Below are 15,206 nucleotides of genomic sequence, written 5' to 3'. Positions count from 1 at the left end.
TGCACCCGACCACGTTGGGTCGGGGCACATCTCTAGGCCTTTGTTTTACCGCGCTCTTTTTCGCCGAACCGGCATCCACTTCGGCGGAGAGCGCTCCAGGCGATCCGGAAAGGGCGCAACGGTCGGCTGCCGGCAGGCTCATTTCGTCCGCGCCGCGATCGCCGTGACGAAGGACGGACGCGACAGCGTCGCGTCGATATAGGCGGCGAGCTTCGGCCAGCGGCCGGCATCGACCGGCTCCTTGGCGAGCCGAAGGTTATGAAACGTCGTCGCCACCGAGATGTCGGCGATGCTGAACGCGTCACCTACAAGGTACGGGCCGTCGATTTGGCTCTCCAGGTAATCGTAGAGCTTCGGGAACTCGTCCGTCACCGCCTTCACCGCCGCGGCCTCGTCGCCGGGCTTACCCATCAGGACAGGCTTCACGACACGCTCGGCGAAGGGCTTGATCAGCACCGCGAACAACTCGGTATCGCCGAACTTGTCGAACCAGACAGCGCGCGCCCGCTCCTTCGGCGCCTGCGGCCACAGGACAGGACTCGGATACTTGGCCTCGATATAGGCCGAGATCGCCGACGAATCGGCCAGCCGAAAGCCGTCATCCTCGAAAGCCGGAATCTTACCGAGAGGGCTGCAGGCCTGGAACGCCTCGTCCGGCGCGTGGAAGAACACCGGAACGTGCTCGAACGTAATGTTCTTCTCGGCGAGGGTGACGAGAATCTTGCGGACGAAAGGCGAATAGCTCGTGCCGTAGAGAATCATGCGAAGGGAAGGCCTGTTGGATCGGGGAGGGTGAGGCGGGCCGCGATGGCCCGTGCCTCGGATGACCTCAGATAGGGCCCGGATCCCGTTCGATCACCCCATGCACGGCATAGCCGCCGAAACGCTGCGCCACGCGTGCCCGCCGTCGGGAAAGGCGCGCCACATCGGCGAGGGCATCGGCCAGTCCCTGTCGCGGGGTGACGTGAAACCCGGCGAGCCATCGGTTGAACAGCCATCTCGCCGGCCACGGCAGACCGCCCTGATCCCCGAAATCGACGATGTGCAGAGAACCGTCCGGAGCGAGGTGACCGGCCGCCTCGGCGAGGACGGCCCGCCAGGGCGGAATCATCGACAGGGCGTAGGAGATCACGATCCGGTCGAAGACCGCCTCCCCGAACAGGGCGGCGGGGTCGAAGGCCGTGGCATCGCCCCGGGCGAGGCGAATGCGGTGGGCGAGGCCCGCGCGGGCGGTGGCGCGCCCCGCTGTCGCGAGCATCTCGGTCGAGACATCCAGGCCGAAGCATCGGGCGTCCGGATAGGTTCGCGCGATGCGCACGAGGTTGCGCCCGGTGCCGCACCCGATCTCCAGCACGCTCCCCCCGGCGGGAAGCCGGAGATCCGCGACCATGCCGTCTCGGCCGAGGAGGTAGAACTTCCGGCTCGCATCGTAGATGTGCCGCTGGTAGCGGTACATCCGGTCCATCAGCCGCGCCGCCTCGCTCATGAAGAGGCCAGACGGTAGAGGTGGAACGCCCCATAGATCGACGACCGGTCCTGCTCGCCGAGGCGACGGCTCTCCTCCTCGGCATAGTCCCAGGCCCCGAGGATGGAATCCGGGACCCGGCCGGGCAGCCGACGCTCGTCCGCCGCCGTCCGGAAGATCACGCGGGCGCCGGGCCGTGCCGCGCGGGTGATCTGGGTCCACAGGTCGGTGAGGTCGGCATCCGTCATCCAGTCCTGCGCGTCGAGAAGGATGACGGCGTCGACGCTGGCGGCCGGGCTCTCCCGCAGGAATTCGGTCATCGATTGCTGGCGGAAGTCTAGGCGGCCAGCGCGCTCGAGTAGAGCCGCGTGGTTCCCGGCCTGAAGATAGGGCGGCAGCGATGCGTCGGGCGCGGTGTCGTAGGCGCGGCCGAAGGCTTGCCAGGCGAAATAGTTGGATCGGATCGGGAAGCCGCAGGCGAGCCGCTCCAGGCGATGGCGCAAGACGGCCGCCATTCCACCGGGGCCGTCGCCCGCCAGAGCCACGTATTGCGCGGGCGGGATGCCGAGGCCGTAAAGCGAGGCCGGCTGGCGGATGAGCCAGCGGATGAAGGCCTTCTCGTAAAGCGGGGCCAGTTCCTTCTCGAAGATCGTCCGCTGTTCGGCGAGGTCCCGCGCCTTCAGAACGGCACTGAGATCGCAGCCGTAGCGGCGGGCCAGCCAATGGCCCGCGCCGATGAAACGCCCGAGCAGGCCGTAGCGGTAGAAGCCTCGCTCGAAGGCCGAGATACGACGCCCGCCATCGAGGCGCCGCGTCTCCCAATAGGCCCGGGACGTGGCATCGAGATGCGGCCGGATGATCTCGTCATAGGCGGCCACGTTCTCGGGCCGGGCGGGGCGGCCGAAGAAGCCGAAGAACGCGGCATGGTCGGGCAGGTGCCGGAGGGCGGCGAGTTTCAGCCTCCCCAGGGCCACATGCGCGCCGTTGAGGTCGACGGCGCTGATCCGTGCCGGGTTGGCCGTGAGGTAGGAGAGCGCGTTGCAGCCTCCCGAGGCGATGGTGACGACGTGGTCCTCCGGCCGCAGCCGAAGCGCCGCCATGTCCACCACCGGGTCTTCCCAGATCTGTGGGTAGACCAACCCGCTGAAGGCCGCCGTGAACAGGCGTTCCGACACTCCCGCCTTCGAGAAGGCCCTGTTGCGATGGACGGCCTGAGTGAGACCCAGATTCGTCTCGCGGCGGATGGCCCGTGCTGCGCGCGTCATGAACGGTCTCACGTCGCTGGTTGGCGTGATCGATTCCAGGGCCGTTACGGCATGTGCATGACCGCCCGGTGACGGAGGATCGTCTCCGAACGGATCCGATGAGAGATCATTCCTTCACCCGGGGCGGTCGCGCCCGGAACGTCACTAGCTCGGGCCTCGGATCAGCGCGGTCGAAGCTCGATCGTCACGGGCACGTGGTCGGAGGGCTTTTCCAGGCCACGGAGATGCTTCTGCACGGAAGCCGAGACCAGACGGTCGGCGGCCTGGGGCGAGAGGAGAAGGTGGTCGATGCGGATACCCTGGTTCCGCTGCCAGCAGCCGGCCTGGTAATCCCAGAACGTGTAGAGGCCCGGCCGAGGGTCGCAGGCGCGCAGGGCCTCGGTGAATCCGTCGGCGAGGAGGGCGCGGAAGGCGGAACGAGTCTCGGGCAGGAACAGCGCGTCATTCACCCAGGCGCTCGCATCCGCCGCGTCCTCGGGCTCGGGAATCACGTTGTAATCACCCGCCAGCACCAGGGCCTGCTCGTCGGCCAGGAGCGCGCGGGCATGCGCCCTCAGCCGCTCCATGAAGCCGAGCTTGTAGGTGTATTTCGGTCCCGGCGTCGGATTGCCGTTGGGCAGGTAGATCGAGGCCACCCGGACGGGGGCCACGTCCTCTCCCGAGATCAGCGCCTCGATGTAGCGGGATTGCTCGTCGGTCTCGTCGCCGGGCAAGCCACGGCGGATCTCGCTCATGGTGAGCGGCGCCCGCACAAGCAGCGCCACGCCGTTATACGCCTTCTGCCCCAGCGTCTCGACGGCGTAGCCCGCCGCCTCGATCTTGGCGCGGGGAAAGCCCTCGTCCTGGCATTTCAGCTCCTGCAGGCAGACCACGTCGGGCTTGGCCTCGTCGAGGAAGCCGACGAGATGGCCGACCCGCTGCTTGATCGAATTGACGTTCCAGGTGGAGATCCGCATGGGCTCTGAAATCCGGTCGGAGAGGGCCGCCCGTCATCGGGCCTTCGCGTCGGGCTGGCAAGGTATGCGCACAGGAGGAAGACCGGATGTCCGACGGCTGGTTCGCACCGATCCGGGCCTATTGCGAGCGCGGGGATGCGGGCTTCTGGGCCGAGCCGCTGAACGCCGCCTCCAACGCGGCCTTCCTCGTCGCCGCGTTACTGGCTTTTCGCCTCGCCGGCTCCGGCCTCAGACGCGACCGGGCGGCGACGGCGCTGGCCGGGCTCGTCGCCATTGTCGGTATCGGGTCGTTCCTGTTCCACACCCTTGCCGTCCGCTGGGCGATGCTCGCCGACGTCATCCCCGTCGCCCTCTTCATCTACGCCTATTTCTTCCTCGCCCTTCGACGGCTCCTCGGGCTCACCCTCGTTCCGGCGATCCTGGCGACCCTGGGCTTTGCCGGCTTCGCTGCCGGGCTGGAACCGGCCCTCGACGCGCTCACGGGCCAATCCGTCGACAGGCTGAGCAATGGCTCCATCGCCTACGCGCCCGCCATCTTGGCCCTGATTGGTGTCGCGACCGACCTGCTGATGACCCAGACATGTTCGCTCGGCCCGGCCCGGCGTGGCGCCGGCCTGTCGCTCCTCGCCATCGCCGCTGTGTTCGCCCTCTCGCTCACTTTCCGGAGCCTGGACGTCGCCCTCTGCCCGAGCCTGCCCACGGGCACCCACTTCCTCTGGCATTGTCTCAACGCCGCCGTCCTGTACGGCCTCATCGCCACGGCGTGGCGCTTCGAGGCGAAGGTGAACGATCGGCGTTCACGCCCTGAGGAGGACGGCTCCGTCGTTCTCCGATAGGCCCGCTCGACGCCGCGTCGCACTGAACCACGGGTTTTCTTGCACCCTACAGGGATTCGTTGCAGAAGAGCCGGCCGTTCGAAGGAGCGGCGTCACGCACAGGCTCGAACGACGGGTTGCCCGCGCTCGGCCGAGCGAAGTCAGATACGGATCGCGTCCATGTCACAGAGCCTCCGCCTCGGCGTCGCCGGTCTCGGCACCGTCGGCGCTTCCGTCGTCCGGATGGTGGCTCGCCGCGCCGAAGCCATCACCGCCGCCACGGGCCGCGCGGTGCGCGTCACCGCCGTCTCTTCGCGCGACAAGACCCGCGACCGCGGGCTCGATCTCTCCAGCGTGACCTGGTTCGACGATCCGGTGGCCCTTGCTTCCTCGGGCGAGGTCGATTGCGTGGTGGAGCTCATCGGCGGCTCGGAAGGCCCGGCCAAGGCGACGGTTGAGGCCGCCATCGCAGCGGGCAAGCACGTGGTCACCGCCAACAAGGCGCTGCTGGCCCATCACGGCGCGGCCCTGTCGAAAGCCGCCGAGGCGAAGGGCGTAACCCTCGCCTACGAGGCCTCCGTCGCCGGCGGCATCCCCGTCATCAAGGCCCTGCGCGAGGGGCTCACCGGCAATGCCGTGTCGCGCGTCTACGGAATCATGAACGGCACCTGCAACTACATCCTCACCCGGATGGAGCGGGAGGGCCTGACCTTCGAGGCCTGCCTCAAGGATGCGCAGGCTCTCGGCTATGCCGAGGCCGATCCGACCTTCGACGTCGAGGGGTTCGACACCGCCCATAAGCTCGCCATTCTCGTCAGCCTCGCTTTCGGTGTGGAGATCGACGCCGAGGGCGTCTCGGTGGAGGGCATCTCGGCGATCCAGCCCCTCGACCTGACCATGGCCGAGGAACTCGGCTACCGGATCAAGCTGCTCGGCGTCGCGCAGGTGGCCGAGGGCGGTATCGAGCAGCGCGTCCACCCGACCATGGTGCCGAAATCCTCCGCCATCGCCCAGGTGATGGGTGTCACCAACGCCGTGACCATCGATGCGGATGCGGTGGGCGAGCTGACGCTGATCGGCCCAGGAGCCGGCGGCGAGGCGACCGCTTCCGCGGTGGTGGCGGACATCGCCGACATCGCGGCCGGCGTCGCGCGGCCGACCTTCGGACGCCCCGCCGCGAGCCTCGCGCCGTCCGAGCGGGTGGCGATGCAGCGGCACGAGGGAGGCTATTACATCCGTCTCACCGTGCATGACCGGCCCGGCGTCGCGGCGGGTGTCGCCACGCGGATGGCCGAGCGCGACATCTCCATCGAAAGCATCCTGCAGCGACGCTCGGAGAGCGCCGCCACTAAGGACCCGCATGGCCGCTCCGGCCAGCCGGTGCCCCTGGTGCTGATCACCTACGCGGCCACGGAAGGCACCATCCGCGCGGCGCTCGACGCCATCGCGGCGGATGGACTCCTTGCCGAAGCGCCGCAATTGATCAGGATCGAACGCGAATAAGAAGGCCGCCCATCGCGGCCCAGACACGACAAGGGACGGGACCAGGATGGCGGACGAAACGATTGGGCAGACGGGACATCCGGTCACCCGCACCCTGAGCCTCGAACTGGCGCGAGTGACCGAGCGCGCCGCCATCGCCGCTGCCCGGCTTCGCGGCCAGGGACGCGAAAAGGAGGCCGACCAGGCCGCCGTCGACGCCATGCGGCGCGAGCTCAACCTCCTGCCGATCAACGGCACGGTGGTCATCGGCGAAGGCGAGCGCGACGAGGCGCCGATGCTCTACATCGGCGAGCAACTCGGCACCGGGGCCGGGCCGAAGGTGGACATCGCCGTCGATCCGCTGGAGGGGACGACTCTCTGCGCCAAGGACATGCCCGGCGCCATCGCGGTGATGGCCCTGGCAGAACACGGGTCGCTGCTCGCCGCGCCCGACGTCTACATGCAGAAGATCGCCATCGGCCCCGGCTATCCCCAGGGTCTCGTCGATCTCGATGCCAGCCCGGCCGACAACATCGCCGCGCTCGCTCGCCACAAGGGCTGCGCCCCCTCCGAGATCACCGCCATCATCCTCGATAGGCCGCGCCATATGGGTCTGGTCGCCGCCGTGCGCGAGACCGGTGCCGGCATCCGCCTGATCTCGGACGGCGACATCGCGGGCATCATCCACACGACGAGCCCGGACGAGACCGGCGCCGACATTTATCTCGGCATCGGCGCGGCACCCGAGGGCGTCATCGCGGCTGGCGTCCTGCGCTGCATCGGCGGGCATATGCAGGGCCGCCTGATCCTCGACAGCCACGACAAGCGCGAGCGCGCGGCCCGGATGGGCATCAGCGATCCGAACCGGAAATACGAGCTCGCCGACATGGCGCGCGGCGACGTGATCGTGGCCGCGACCGGCGTCACCGACGGGGCGCTCCTGCAGGGCGTGCGGTTCAAGACCGGCATGATCGTGACGGAGACGGTGGTCTACCGGTCGTCCACCGGCACCGTCCGCCGCATCGTCGGCGAGCATCGCCGCCCCGAGCGGTTCGAAGCGTGACCGCCGTGCCGGGCCTCGCGATCCGCGCCGTCCGGCCCGACGAGCGCGAGGCCTGGGAGGGGTTGTGGTCGGGCTATCTCGACTTCTACCGCGCCTCGATCCCGCCGGAGACCCGCGACCTGACGTGGTCGCGGATCCACGATCCCCTCGTGCCCATCCATGCGTTGGTGGCCGAGGATGAGGGCGTCCCGGTGGGGCTCGTCCATTACGTCTTCCACGCCTCGGCCTGGACCCGTGGACCGTACTGCTACCTGCAGGACCTGTTCACGGCGCCGTCCTCCCGGGGCAGGGGGATTGCCCGCGCCCTGATCGAGGCGGTGATGGTCGAGGCCCGTCACGCCAGTGCCGACCGCGTCCACTGGCTGACGATGGAAGACAACGCACCGGCCCGCGCCCTCTACGACACGCTCGCCGACCGGTCGGGCTTCATCCAGTACCGGCGGATCTTGCCGCCGGGCTGAACGGACGACGTGATGGTCGAAAGCCGGCATCGGGTTTGCGCCACGACCACCCGAAGCGGAAGGAGAGCGGAAGTCCGCTTCGAGAAAGCGGGCGCCCTGTGGGGGCCAGCCCTCGATCCGGCTCCGTCTCGTTCGTCTATGCAGTGCTTCCCAGGGGTTCCGTTGCCTCGGCAAACCGGAGGTTTGTCGGCGTCCGCCAGGCAGCCTCGACAGCGCGTCGCTCAATGCGTTCACCGGTCAACGGGATCGACGTATCGACCACGTCGACGGAGAAATCGGCAGCCCAGACTGCGCCCGCCCCCTTGAGGAAGAAGCCGAAGAATAGGCTCTCCGCATCATCGTCGACGTCAAGCACAACCTTTCGGGACGTCCAAGGGTTATCGCCAAACAACCAGCCGTCACGGTGGTTCTTCAGGTTGTCATAGGCGAACGTCTCACCGGGTGCGCCCCCAACACTCGCCAAAATCGTTGCCCCATGGCTCACACCTTCGCTGCGAAGCTGAGCGCTGACAGCGACCCTCTTTCCACGATACGGCCGTGCGGACGCAGTCTGCATGTATCCGCCCATAGCCTTCGTAAGATCTATGTAGCGATCCGCGGAAATCTCTGGGATCAGCCGAATCAGAGCGGCCGATCCACCCGGCGCTCCGGCTTCCGCATCCGCACCATGGTCGTAAGCATCAGGGTACGCTGCCCTGAACTCCCAGACCTTGAGATCCTTCACCTTACGTGTCGCCGATGCAGTCATGCTTTTGGCTCGGGCTGTGAGAACGTTCCAGTCCTTGCATCCGAGGTGACGGGCGACGATGTCGAGACACTCGCCATGTGAGATATCGACGTTCTTGGCTCGCATAGCCGTTTCCAGGGCTTTTGCCATGGATTTTGCACTGCCAACGGAAGTCATCTTGCTGATCCCTACCGGATCGGCCGCAACGTCAGTGCTCGCATTGCCGACTGGCCGACCCTGCAAAAGGGATGGCAGACCTATTGGAGGATGCATTCACCAAACCCAAAGGGGCACGAGCGGCCGGCTGCATCAGCCGTTCCCAGGGAAACACCGTGACCGTCGAGTCGTCAAGCTTCCTCGCGGTCGATGAAGGGCCGGATGCGGCCTCGACACGCTGGCCCCATCCATCCCCTCAGGCCCCCACCCGACGCCTATCGCTCGGTGAGCGCTGCCTTGATGCGGTCGAGGTCGAGGGCGCGCCGACCGGTCTGGATCTGCAGGCATTCGCCGCTGAGAGGGCCGATGATGGAACCGCCGGGATAGACGAGGGACGGCCATTCGCAGGCCTTGTCGCGGAACGCGATCCAGGCCCGCTGAGCGTCGCGCAGGGAGAGGTTGGCGCTCTCGCTCATCGCCGCGCCCAAATCCTTGTAGGTGCGGTTGAGGAGCGTATCCCAGGCCGCGATCTCGCGGGCGTAGCACCCGTTCATGCCCATGGTGGACGAGCCCGAACCGTCCGGCGCATCCATGCAGGGTTGGGAGACACGCCCGATACAGGACAGGCGCGCGCCGTCGTCCTTGGCGGATCCGACGCAACGCTCGATCGTCGCGAGGTCGGACGAGGCCTGACGGCCCGTATCCGTCTGGGCGAGGGCGACGCCGCCCGACGACAGGGTGAGCATCGCCAAGGCGGCGATGCGGTTCGAGAATCCTCCGCGCATCGAGCGGGCGTCAGTTGAACAGGGTGCCTACGCCGCCCTGCACACGTCCGAGGCCCTGCTTGGCCACGGGATTGCCGGGCTCGAGCTGAGCGGCGCGCTGGTAGCTCTCCATCGCCTCCTTCTTGCGGTTCGACTTCTCGTAGGCGAGACCGCGATAGGCCCAGGAGGTGGCGTCCTTGTTGTTGACGTTGAGGGCCGCGTTGTAATCCTCGATCGCCTTGTCGAACTGGTTCGTGGCGATGAGGCTCTGGCCGCGCGCGGCGTAGGGCGCGGCGACGAAGGGATTGCGGTCGATGGCGGCGTCGAAATCGCCGATGGCCTGGGTGTTCTGACCCTGGCGCTGACGGACGAGGCCGCGCGCATGGTAGGCCTCGGCCGATTCCGGCGTCAGGCGGATCGCCTGGTTGAGGTCGGAGGTGGCGCCGTCGAGATCGCCCTGGGCGCGCAGCACGTTGGCGCGGCCGATATAGGCCGGCCCGTAGCTCGGATCGGCGGAGATCGCCTTCGAGAAATCGGCCAATGCCGCGTCGTTGCGGCCGGTCTGGCGGTAGGCGAGGGCACGGTTGTTGTAGGCCGAGGCCGAATTCGGATCGATCTGGACGGCTTTCGAGAAGTCACCGATGGCGTCGTTGAACTGGCCCGAACGGGCATAGGCCGCGCCGCGGGTGACATAGGCGCCGGCATCGTTGGGATTGCGCTGGATCACCTCGGTGAGGGAGGCGATGTTGACGTTGGTGGCACCGGTGGAATCGGTTTCGACCACGGCGAACTGGCGCGTCGCCGCTGCCCCGCCACCGCCATAGGTCTCGCACCCGGCCAAAGCCGCCGCCATCGCCACGGCCCCGATCAGACCCGCCTTCGCGCGCGGCACTACAAACGTCATTGCCCCTCTCCCCTCGGGATCGCCATGCCCCCAAGGCACGCTCCCGTCCGCTGCTGTCGCCCATCCCGCCGCCGGCGCGCTCCGTGAGGGGCTGCGCAACGCGGGGGCCGGCGAATTCCGGCACGATCCCGCATCGCGGTGAACACGCGCTTAAAAGAGCGCCGGTGCACCCGCTCAAGCGTCGCGATGTGGCGAAGGTATGGCTCGCGCCGGGGCAGGGTCGAGAACGCGATGAGCGGGATCGAGGCAGAGGGCCGGTGTTGCAGAAAAGGCGCAATTTTGCGCCTCACCCGCGGCGTCTACACAACCCGGATCACCCGCGTGACATGGCCCATCTTGCGGCCCGGCCGGGCGTCACCCTTGCCGTAGAGGTGCAGATGCGCGCCGGGTTCGGCGAGGAGCGCCTGCCAGGCGTCGATATCGTCGCCGATCAGGTTCTGCATCTCGACGGAGGCCCCGGCGACGCGCGAGGCATCGCCCAGGGGCCAGCCGCAGACGGCGCGCACATGCTGGGCGAATTGCGACGTCACCGCGCCCTCGATGGTCCAATGCCCGGAATTGTGTACCCGCGGCGCGATCTCGTTGACGATCAAATGCTCGCCGGCCTCATCACGCACCAGGAACATCTCAACGGCGAGGATTCCCACATAGTCCAGGGCCTCGGCAATCCTGCGGGCGATCTCCACCGCTTTCCGGGCGGTCTCCTCCGACAGGTTCGGTGCGGGCACGCGTGTGAGCGCCAGGATGTGGTCGCGGTGCTCGTTCTCGCACAGGTCGAAGGCGGCGAAGCTTCCATCGGGGGAACGGGCCGCCACCACCGAGACCTCGCGCTCGAAGGGCACGAACCCTTCGAGGATGAGCGGCGCGCCGCCGAACTCGGCGAAAATCGCGTTCCGGTCGCCCTCTTCGGCGGTGCGGATGATGCGCTGGCCTTTGCCGTCATAGCCGAAGCGGCGGGTCTTCAGCACGGCGGGAAGGCCTATCGCCTCCAGCGCGCGGGCGAGGTCGTCCGGCGTGTCGATCTGCCGGAACGGCGCGGTGGCGATGCCGAGGCCGTTGATGAAGCTCTTCTCGGACAACCTGTCCTGAGTCGTGGAGAGGGCGTCGGCGCTGGGGCGGAGGGGCGCGTGGCGCGCCAGCAGGTCGGCGGTCTCCCGCGGGATGTTCTCGAACTCGTAGGTCACGACGTCGACGCTCGCCGCGAAGCGGGCGAGGGCGTCTGAATCGTCATAGGCCGCGCAGGTCGTCTCGGCAGCGACATCGAAGGCCGGGCTCGTCGCATCGGGGGCGTAGACATGGACCTTCAGGCCGTAATTGGCGGCGGCCAGCGCGATCATGCGGCCGAGCTGGCCGCCGCCGACGATGCCGAGGGTGGAACCGGGCGTGAGGGACATGTCGGTCACGGAATCTGTGTCTCCGGCCTCTCGGCCACGGATGCGGTCTGCGCGGCTCGCCACGCATCGAGGCGCTCGGCGAGAGCGGTGTCGGTCAGGGCCAGGACGGCGGCGGCGAGGAGGGCCGCGTTGACGGCACCGGCCCGGCCGATGGCGAGGGTGCCCACGGGAATGCCGGCCGGCATCTGCACGATGGAAAGCAGGCTGTCCTGGCCGGACAGGGCCTTCGATTCCACCGGCACGCCGAAGACCGGCAGTGAGGTCATGGCGGCGGTCATGCCGGGGAGATGCGCGGCCCCGCCAGCGCCGGCGATCACGACCTTGTAGCCCGCCTGCTTCGCCCCCTTGGCGAAGGTGACGAGCCGGTCCGGCGTGCGATGGGCGGAGACGATGAACGCCTCGTGCGGCACGCGAAGGGCATCGAGGGTATCGGCGGCGTGCTGCATGGTCGCCCAGTCGGACTGGCTTCCCATGATGATCGCGACCGGGGGCGCTCCCGCCATCGTCGTCACTTCCTTCCCGAGACGATCGCGGCCGCCTGGTCATGCTTGGCCGGGTTCAGGCCATGTCTTCGTGGCGGCGCGATCCCGGGAAGCGATCCTGCACCCGGACCGTGCCGCATACGCGGGCGGGCGACCGCCCGCAAGACGGTGCCCGAGCCAATCCTGTGCTCAAGGCAAACCGGTTCCAGAGCGCTCTCCGCCGACGTGGATGCAGGCTCGGCGAAAAAGAGCGCGGCAGAACAGAAGGCCTGAAGATGTGCCCGACCCGACGTGGTCGGGCGCAGCTCTAGGCGATGATATCGGGCGTGATCTGGTCTTCCAGATAGGAGATCCGGTCCCGCAGGCCGAGTTTGCGCCGCTTCAGGCGCTGGATCTGCAACTGGTCGCCGGCGACGCTCAGTTCCAAGGCGTCGATGGCCCCATCGAGGTCGCGGTGCTCCTGGCGGAGCCGCGCCAGCTCTTCGACGAACTCCGCCGTCCCGTCATCCTCGAACTCACCCGCCATCGCACCTGCAGCCCCGACACGCCCCTCGTTGAAACCATGCGGCACACACGCCCCTGCGGCAAGGCGGTGGCCGCAATTCGCTCTGGAAGATGCTTCTTCCATCGCAGCGGGCTTCGCCGGGCACGATTAACTAATGTTGCCCAACATCCGAATCCGGTTTCGACAGCCGGCTCATACTATGCCAATCTACCTGAGTCGGAACGAGACAGGAGAAACGACTCATGTCGCTGCAGACGCATTTGAGCCAACTCGCCCTCAAGCACGAAGCCCTCGAGCGGGAACTTCATTCCGCGATTCAAAGCCCGTCTGAGAACGATCTACGGATCGCAGAATTGAAGCGACGCAAACTTCACCTCAAGGACGAGATCAATCGGCTTCGTGCCGCGACCGACTCGGTGCATTAGAGCCCGTTCCAAGCCATTTCGTAATTTGCAGAACGACGCCGCCGCGCTTCACAGCGCGGCGGCTTTCGTTTGTGGTGATATCGGCCGTGTCGCCTTGGGCGCGGCTTGAGCTACAATCCCCGATCAAGCCGGCATCCTTCGACCGGCTATCCAGGGATGAACCGCCATGGACGCTGCCGCGACACCTCCCGAATCGGCTGAAGCACCAGACGCATACGGCCCGGTCCATGCCGCCTCCCTCGCCGATCCCGAAGGTTTCTGGCTCAAGGCCGCCGATGCGCTCGACTGGGACAGGGCACCGGCCCGCGCCTTCGATCCCGAGGCCGGCGCCTATGGACGCTGGTTTCCCGACGCGACGCTGAACGCCTGCCACAACGCCGTCGACCGCCATGTGGCCAAGGGCCGGGGCGAGCAGGCGGCGATCCTGTACGATTCCCCCGTCACCGGAACGAAGCGGACGATCAGCTACGCGGCCCTGCGCGACGAAGTGGCGACCCTCGCCGGCATCCTCTCGCTGCTCGGCGTGGAGAAGGGCGATCGGGTCGTCATCTACATGCCGATGATTCCCGAAGCCCTGTTCGGGATGCTGGCCTGCGCACGTCTCGGCGCGGTCCATTCCGTGGTGTTCGGCGGTTTCGCCGCCAACGAACTCGCGATCCGCATCGCCGACGCCGCCCCAAAGGTGGTGCTGGCCGCCTCCTGCGGGATCGAACCGAGCCGGGTCGTGCCCTACAAGCCGCTGCTGGACGCGGCCATCGCGGCCTCGCCGCACAAGCCCGCAGCCTGTCTCATCCTGCAGCGTCCTCAGGCGGAGGCGGGGCTGGTGGAAGGGCGCGACCGCGACTGGGCCGAGACGGTCTCCCGCGCGAAGGCGGCCGGGATCAGCGCCGATTGCGTCCCCGTCGCGGCGACCGACCCGCTCTACATCCTCTATACCTCGGGCACGACGGGCAAACCCAAGGGCGTTGTGCGGGATACCGGCGGGTATTGCGTGGCGCTCTCCTGGTCGATGCCCAACCTCTACGACGTGAAGCCCGGCGAGGTGTATTTCTGCGCCTCCGATATCGGCTGGGTGGTGGGCCATTCCTACATCGTCTACGCCCCGCTGCTGCATGGCTGCACCACCGTCCTCTACGAAGGCAAGCCGGTGGGGACACCCGATGCCGGGGCGCTCTGGCGGGTCGCGGCGGAATACGGCGTCGCCTGCCTGTTCACGGCACCGACGGCTCTGCGCGCGATCAAGAAGGACGATCCGCGAGCCGAACTCGTCGCCTCCTACGACCTCTCCGGCTTCCGCTCCCTGTTCCTCGCCGGCGAGCGGGCCGACCCGGATTCGGTCGCCTGGGCCGAGCGGGCCCTCGACCGGCCGGTGATCGACCATTGGTGGCAGACCGAGACCGGCTGGGCCATCGCCGGCAATCCGGTGGGGATCGGCATGCTGCCGGTGAAGCATGGCAGCGCCTGCGTGCCGATGCCGGGCTACGATCTCGCCGTCCTCGACGAGGCCGGCAAGCCGCTGCCGCCCGACACGATGGGCACGATCGCCCTGCGGCTTCCCCTGCCGCCCGGCTGCCTGCCGACCCTGTGGGGCTCGGACGATCGCTTCCGCCAGAGCTACCTCAACACCTATCCCGGCTGGTACGACACGTCGGATGCCGGGATCGTCGACGCGGACGGCTACGTCACCGTGCTCGGGCGCACCGACGACATCATCAACGTCGCCGGGCACCGGCTCTCCACCGGCGGGATGGAGGCGGTTCTGGCCGCCCATCCCGATGTCGCCGAATGTGCCGTCATCGGCATCCGCGACGCGCTGAAGGGCGAACAGCCCTGCGGCTTCGTGGTGCTGAAATCCGGCGTCTCCCGCGACACCGCCGAGATCGAGCGCGAACTCGTCGCCTCCATCCGCGAGCGCATCGGCCCCGTAGCGGCGTTCAAGCTGGCCCTCACCGTGGCACGGCTACCCAAGACCCGCTCGGGCAAGATCCTGCGCGGCACAATGAAAAAGATCGCCGACGGCGAAGCCTGGACCACCCCGCCCACCATCGACGACGCCGCCGTTCTGGACGAGATCGGCGAGAGCTTGAAGGGGAGAGGGATCGGGACCTGAGCGTTCCCTTTCCCGGACTGGTGGAGCTCCAGCGGAACCCGATCCGGGGCCAGTCGAAGAAGGAGCGCAGCGTCAGGCTTCCCGGCGACGAGGGGAGCCGCTGACGCTGCACGCCCTGCGCTGACAGCTGTTGGATTCACCCATCTGCTCGATGGCTGTTCCTCTCTCAAAGAGATGGTGACGTGAGGCGCGACGGGCTCACTCTCCTAGAAGGCAGGGCGATCGCATATGC

16 protein-coding genes are annotated in these 15,206 nt (G+C 67.7%); 6 read left to right on the top strand and 10 right to left on the bottom strand.

The genetic code is table 11. From position 1 onward, the window contains the following. Nucleotides 1-138: 138 nt before the first annotated feature. The 4 genes from AC0IXR_RS10680 to xth all read right to left on the bottom strand — a co-directional run bounded on the left by AC0IXR_RS10680 (nt 139) and on the right by xth (nt 3,686). Nucleotides 139-762, bottom strand: coding sequence for a glutathione S-transferase family protein (locus AC0IXR_RS10680; RefSeq protein ID WP_471760658.1), 624 nt, complete (start codon nt 760-762; stop codon nt 139-141). Nucleotides 763-829: 67 nt separating this feature from the next. After that, on the bottom strand, nt 830-1,486 hold the full coding sequence (locus AC0IXR_RS10675) for a class I SAM-dependent methyltransferase (RefSeq protein WP_471760656.1): 657 nt from the start codon (nt 1,484-1,486) through the stop codon (nt 830-832). After that, nucleotides 1,483-2,730 carry a BtaA family protein gene (locus AC0IXR_RS10670; RefSeq protein WP_471760655.1) on the bottom strand — a complete coding sequence of 416 codons (1,248 nt, stop codon included), beginning with the start codon at nt 2,728-2,730 and terminating at the stop codon, nt 1,483-1,485. The genes AC0IXR_RS10675 and AC0IXR_RS10670 overlap by 4 nt, the downstream gene beginning before the upstream one ends. A 161-nt stretch (nt 2,731-2,891) precedes the next feature. Then, nucleotides 2,892-3,686 (bottom strand): exodeoxyribonuclease III, encoded by a 795-nt coding sequence (xth, locus tag AC0IXR_RS10665; protein ID WP_471760654.1) that lies wholly within the window; start codon nt 3,684-3,686, stop codon nt 2,892-2,894. An 86-nt stretch (nt 3,687-3,772) separates the two neighbouring features. Between xth and AC0IXR_RS10660 the strand changes: the two genes are divergently transcribed. The 4 genes from AC0IXR_RS10660 to AC0IXR_RS10645 all read left to right on the top strand — a co-directional run bounded on the left by AC0IXR_RS10660 (nt 3,773) and on the right by AC0IXR_RS10645 (nt 7,507). Beyond that, a complete protein-coding gene (locus AC0IXR_RS10660) occupies nt 3,773-4,522 on the top strand; it encodes a ceramidase domain-containing protein (protein WP_471760653.1) in 750 nt (249 codons plus the stop codon). A 159-nt stretch (nt 4,523-4,681) separates the two neighbouring features. Further along, nucleotides 4,682-6,004, top strand: a complete 1,323-nt coding sequence (locus tag AC0IXR_RS10655) for a homoserine dehydrogenase (protein ID WP_471760652.1) — start codon at nt 4,682-4,684, stop codon at nt 6,002-6,004. Between the two features lie 46 nt (nt 6,005-6,050). Then, the gene (gene glpX / locus AC0IXR_RS10650) at nt 6,051-7,046 is read left to right on the top strand and encodes a class II fructose-bisphosphatase (protein WP_056433649.1); all 996 of its coding nucleotides are present in this window, start codon (nt 6,051-6,053) and stop codon (nt 7,044-7,046) included. Nucleotides 7,047-7,051: 5 nt separating this feature from the next. Next, nucleotides 7,052-7,507 (top strand): GNAT family N-acetyltransferase, encoded by a 456-nt coding sequence (locus tag AC0IXR_RS10645; protein WP_471760799.1) that lies wholly within the window; start codon nt 7,052-7,054, stop codon nt 7,505-7,507. Nucleotides 7,508-7,643: 136 nt separating this feature from the next. Here AC0IXR_RS10645 and AC0IXR_RS10640 read toward each other — a convergent pair whose 3' ends face one another. The 6 genes from AC0IXR_RS10640 to AC0IXR_RS10615 form a co-directional block, all read right to left on the bottom strand. Continuing rightward, complete coding sequence (locus AC0IXR_RS10640) at nt 7,644-8,411, bottom strand: glyoxalase superfamily protein (protein ID WP_471760651.1); 768 nt, start codon at nt 8,409-8,411, stop codon at nt 7,644-7,646. A gap of 254 nt (nt 8,412-8,665) precedes the next feature. After that, the gene (locus AC0IXR_RS10635; RefSeq protein WP_471760650.1) at nt 8,666-9,175 is read right to left on the bottom strand and encodes a lysozyme inhibitor LprI family protein; all 510 of its coding nucleotides are present in this window, start codon (nt 9,173-9,175) and stop codon (nt 8,666-8,668) included. Nucleotides 9,176-9,185: 10 nt separating this feature from the next. Continuing rightward, nucleotides 9,186-10,058, bottom strand: a complete 873-nt coding sequence (locus AC0IXR_RS10630; protein WP_056433639.1) for a tetratricopeptide repeat protein — start codon at nt 10,056-10,058, stop codon at nt 9,186-9,188. 299 nt (nt 10,059-10,357) lie between these two features. Continuing rightward, nucleotides 10,358-11,461 carry a 5-(carboxyamino)imidazole ribonucleotide synthase gene (locus AC0IXR_RS10625; RefSeq protein ID WP_471760648.1) on the bottom strand — a complete coding sequence of 368 codons (1,104 nt, stop codon included), beginning with the start codon at nt 11,459-11,461 and terminating at the stop codon, nt 10,358-10,360. Beyond that, entirely contained in the window at nt 11,458-11,955 is a 498-nt protein-coding gene (gene purE, locus AC0IXR_RS10620) for a 5-(carboxyamino)imidazole ribonucleotide mutase (RefSeq protein WP_056433636.1), read from the bottom strand. The genes AC0IXR_RS10625 and purE overlap by 4 nt, the downstream gene beginning before the upstream one ends. 286 nt (nt 11,956-12,241) lie before the next feature. Next, a complete protein-coding gene (locus AC0IXR_RS10615) occupies nt 12,242-12,460 on the bottom strand; it encodes a YdcH family protein (protein ID WP_056433634.1) in 219 nt (72 codons plus the stop codon). Between the two features lie 221 nt (nt 12,461-12,681). Between AC0IXR_RS10615 and AC0IXR_RS10610 the strand changes: the two genes are divergently transcribed. Both AC0IXR_RS10610 and AC0IXR_RS10605 read left to right on the top strand, forming a co-directional pair. Then, a complete protein-coding gene (locus AC0IXR_RS10610; RefSeq protein WP_056433631.1) occupies nt 12,682-12,864 on the top strand; it encodes a YdcH family protein in 183 nt (60 codons plus the stop codon). A gap of 166 nt (nt 12,865-13,030) precedes the next feature. Next, a complete protein-coding gene (locus AC0IXR_RS10605) occupies nt 13,031-14,974 on the top strand; it encodes a propionyl-CoA synthetase (RefSeq protein WP_471760647.1) in 1,944 nt (647 codons plus the stop codon). Nucleotides 14,975-15,206 lie beyond the last annotated feature (232 nt).

This window comes from Methylobacterium sp. AC832 (assembly GCF_979256025.1).
This window is presented reverse-complemented; position numbering and strand designations above follow the sequence as displayed.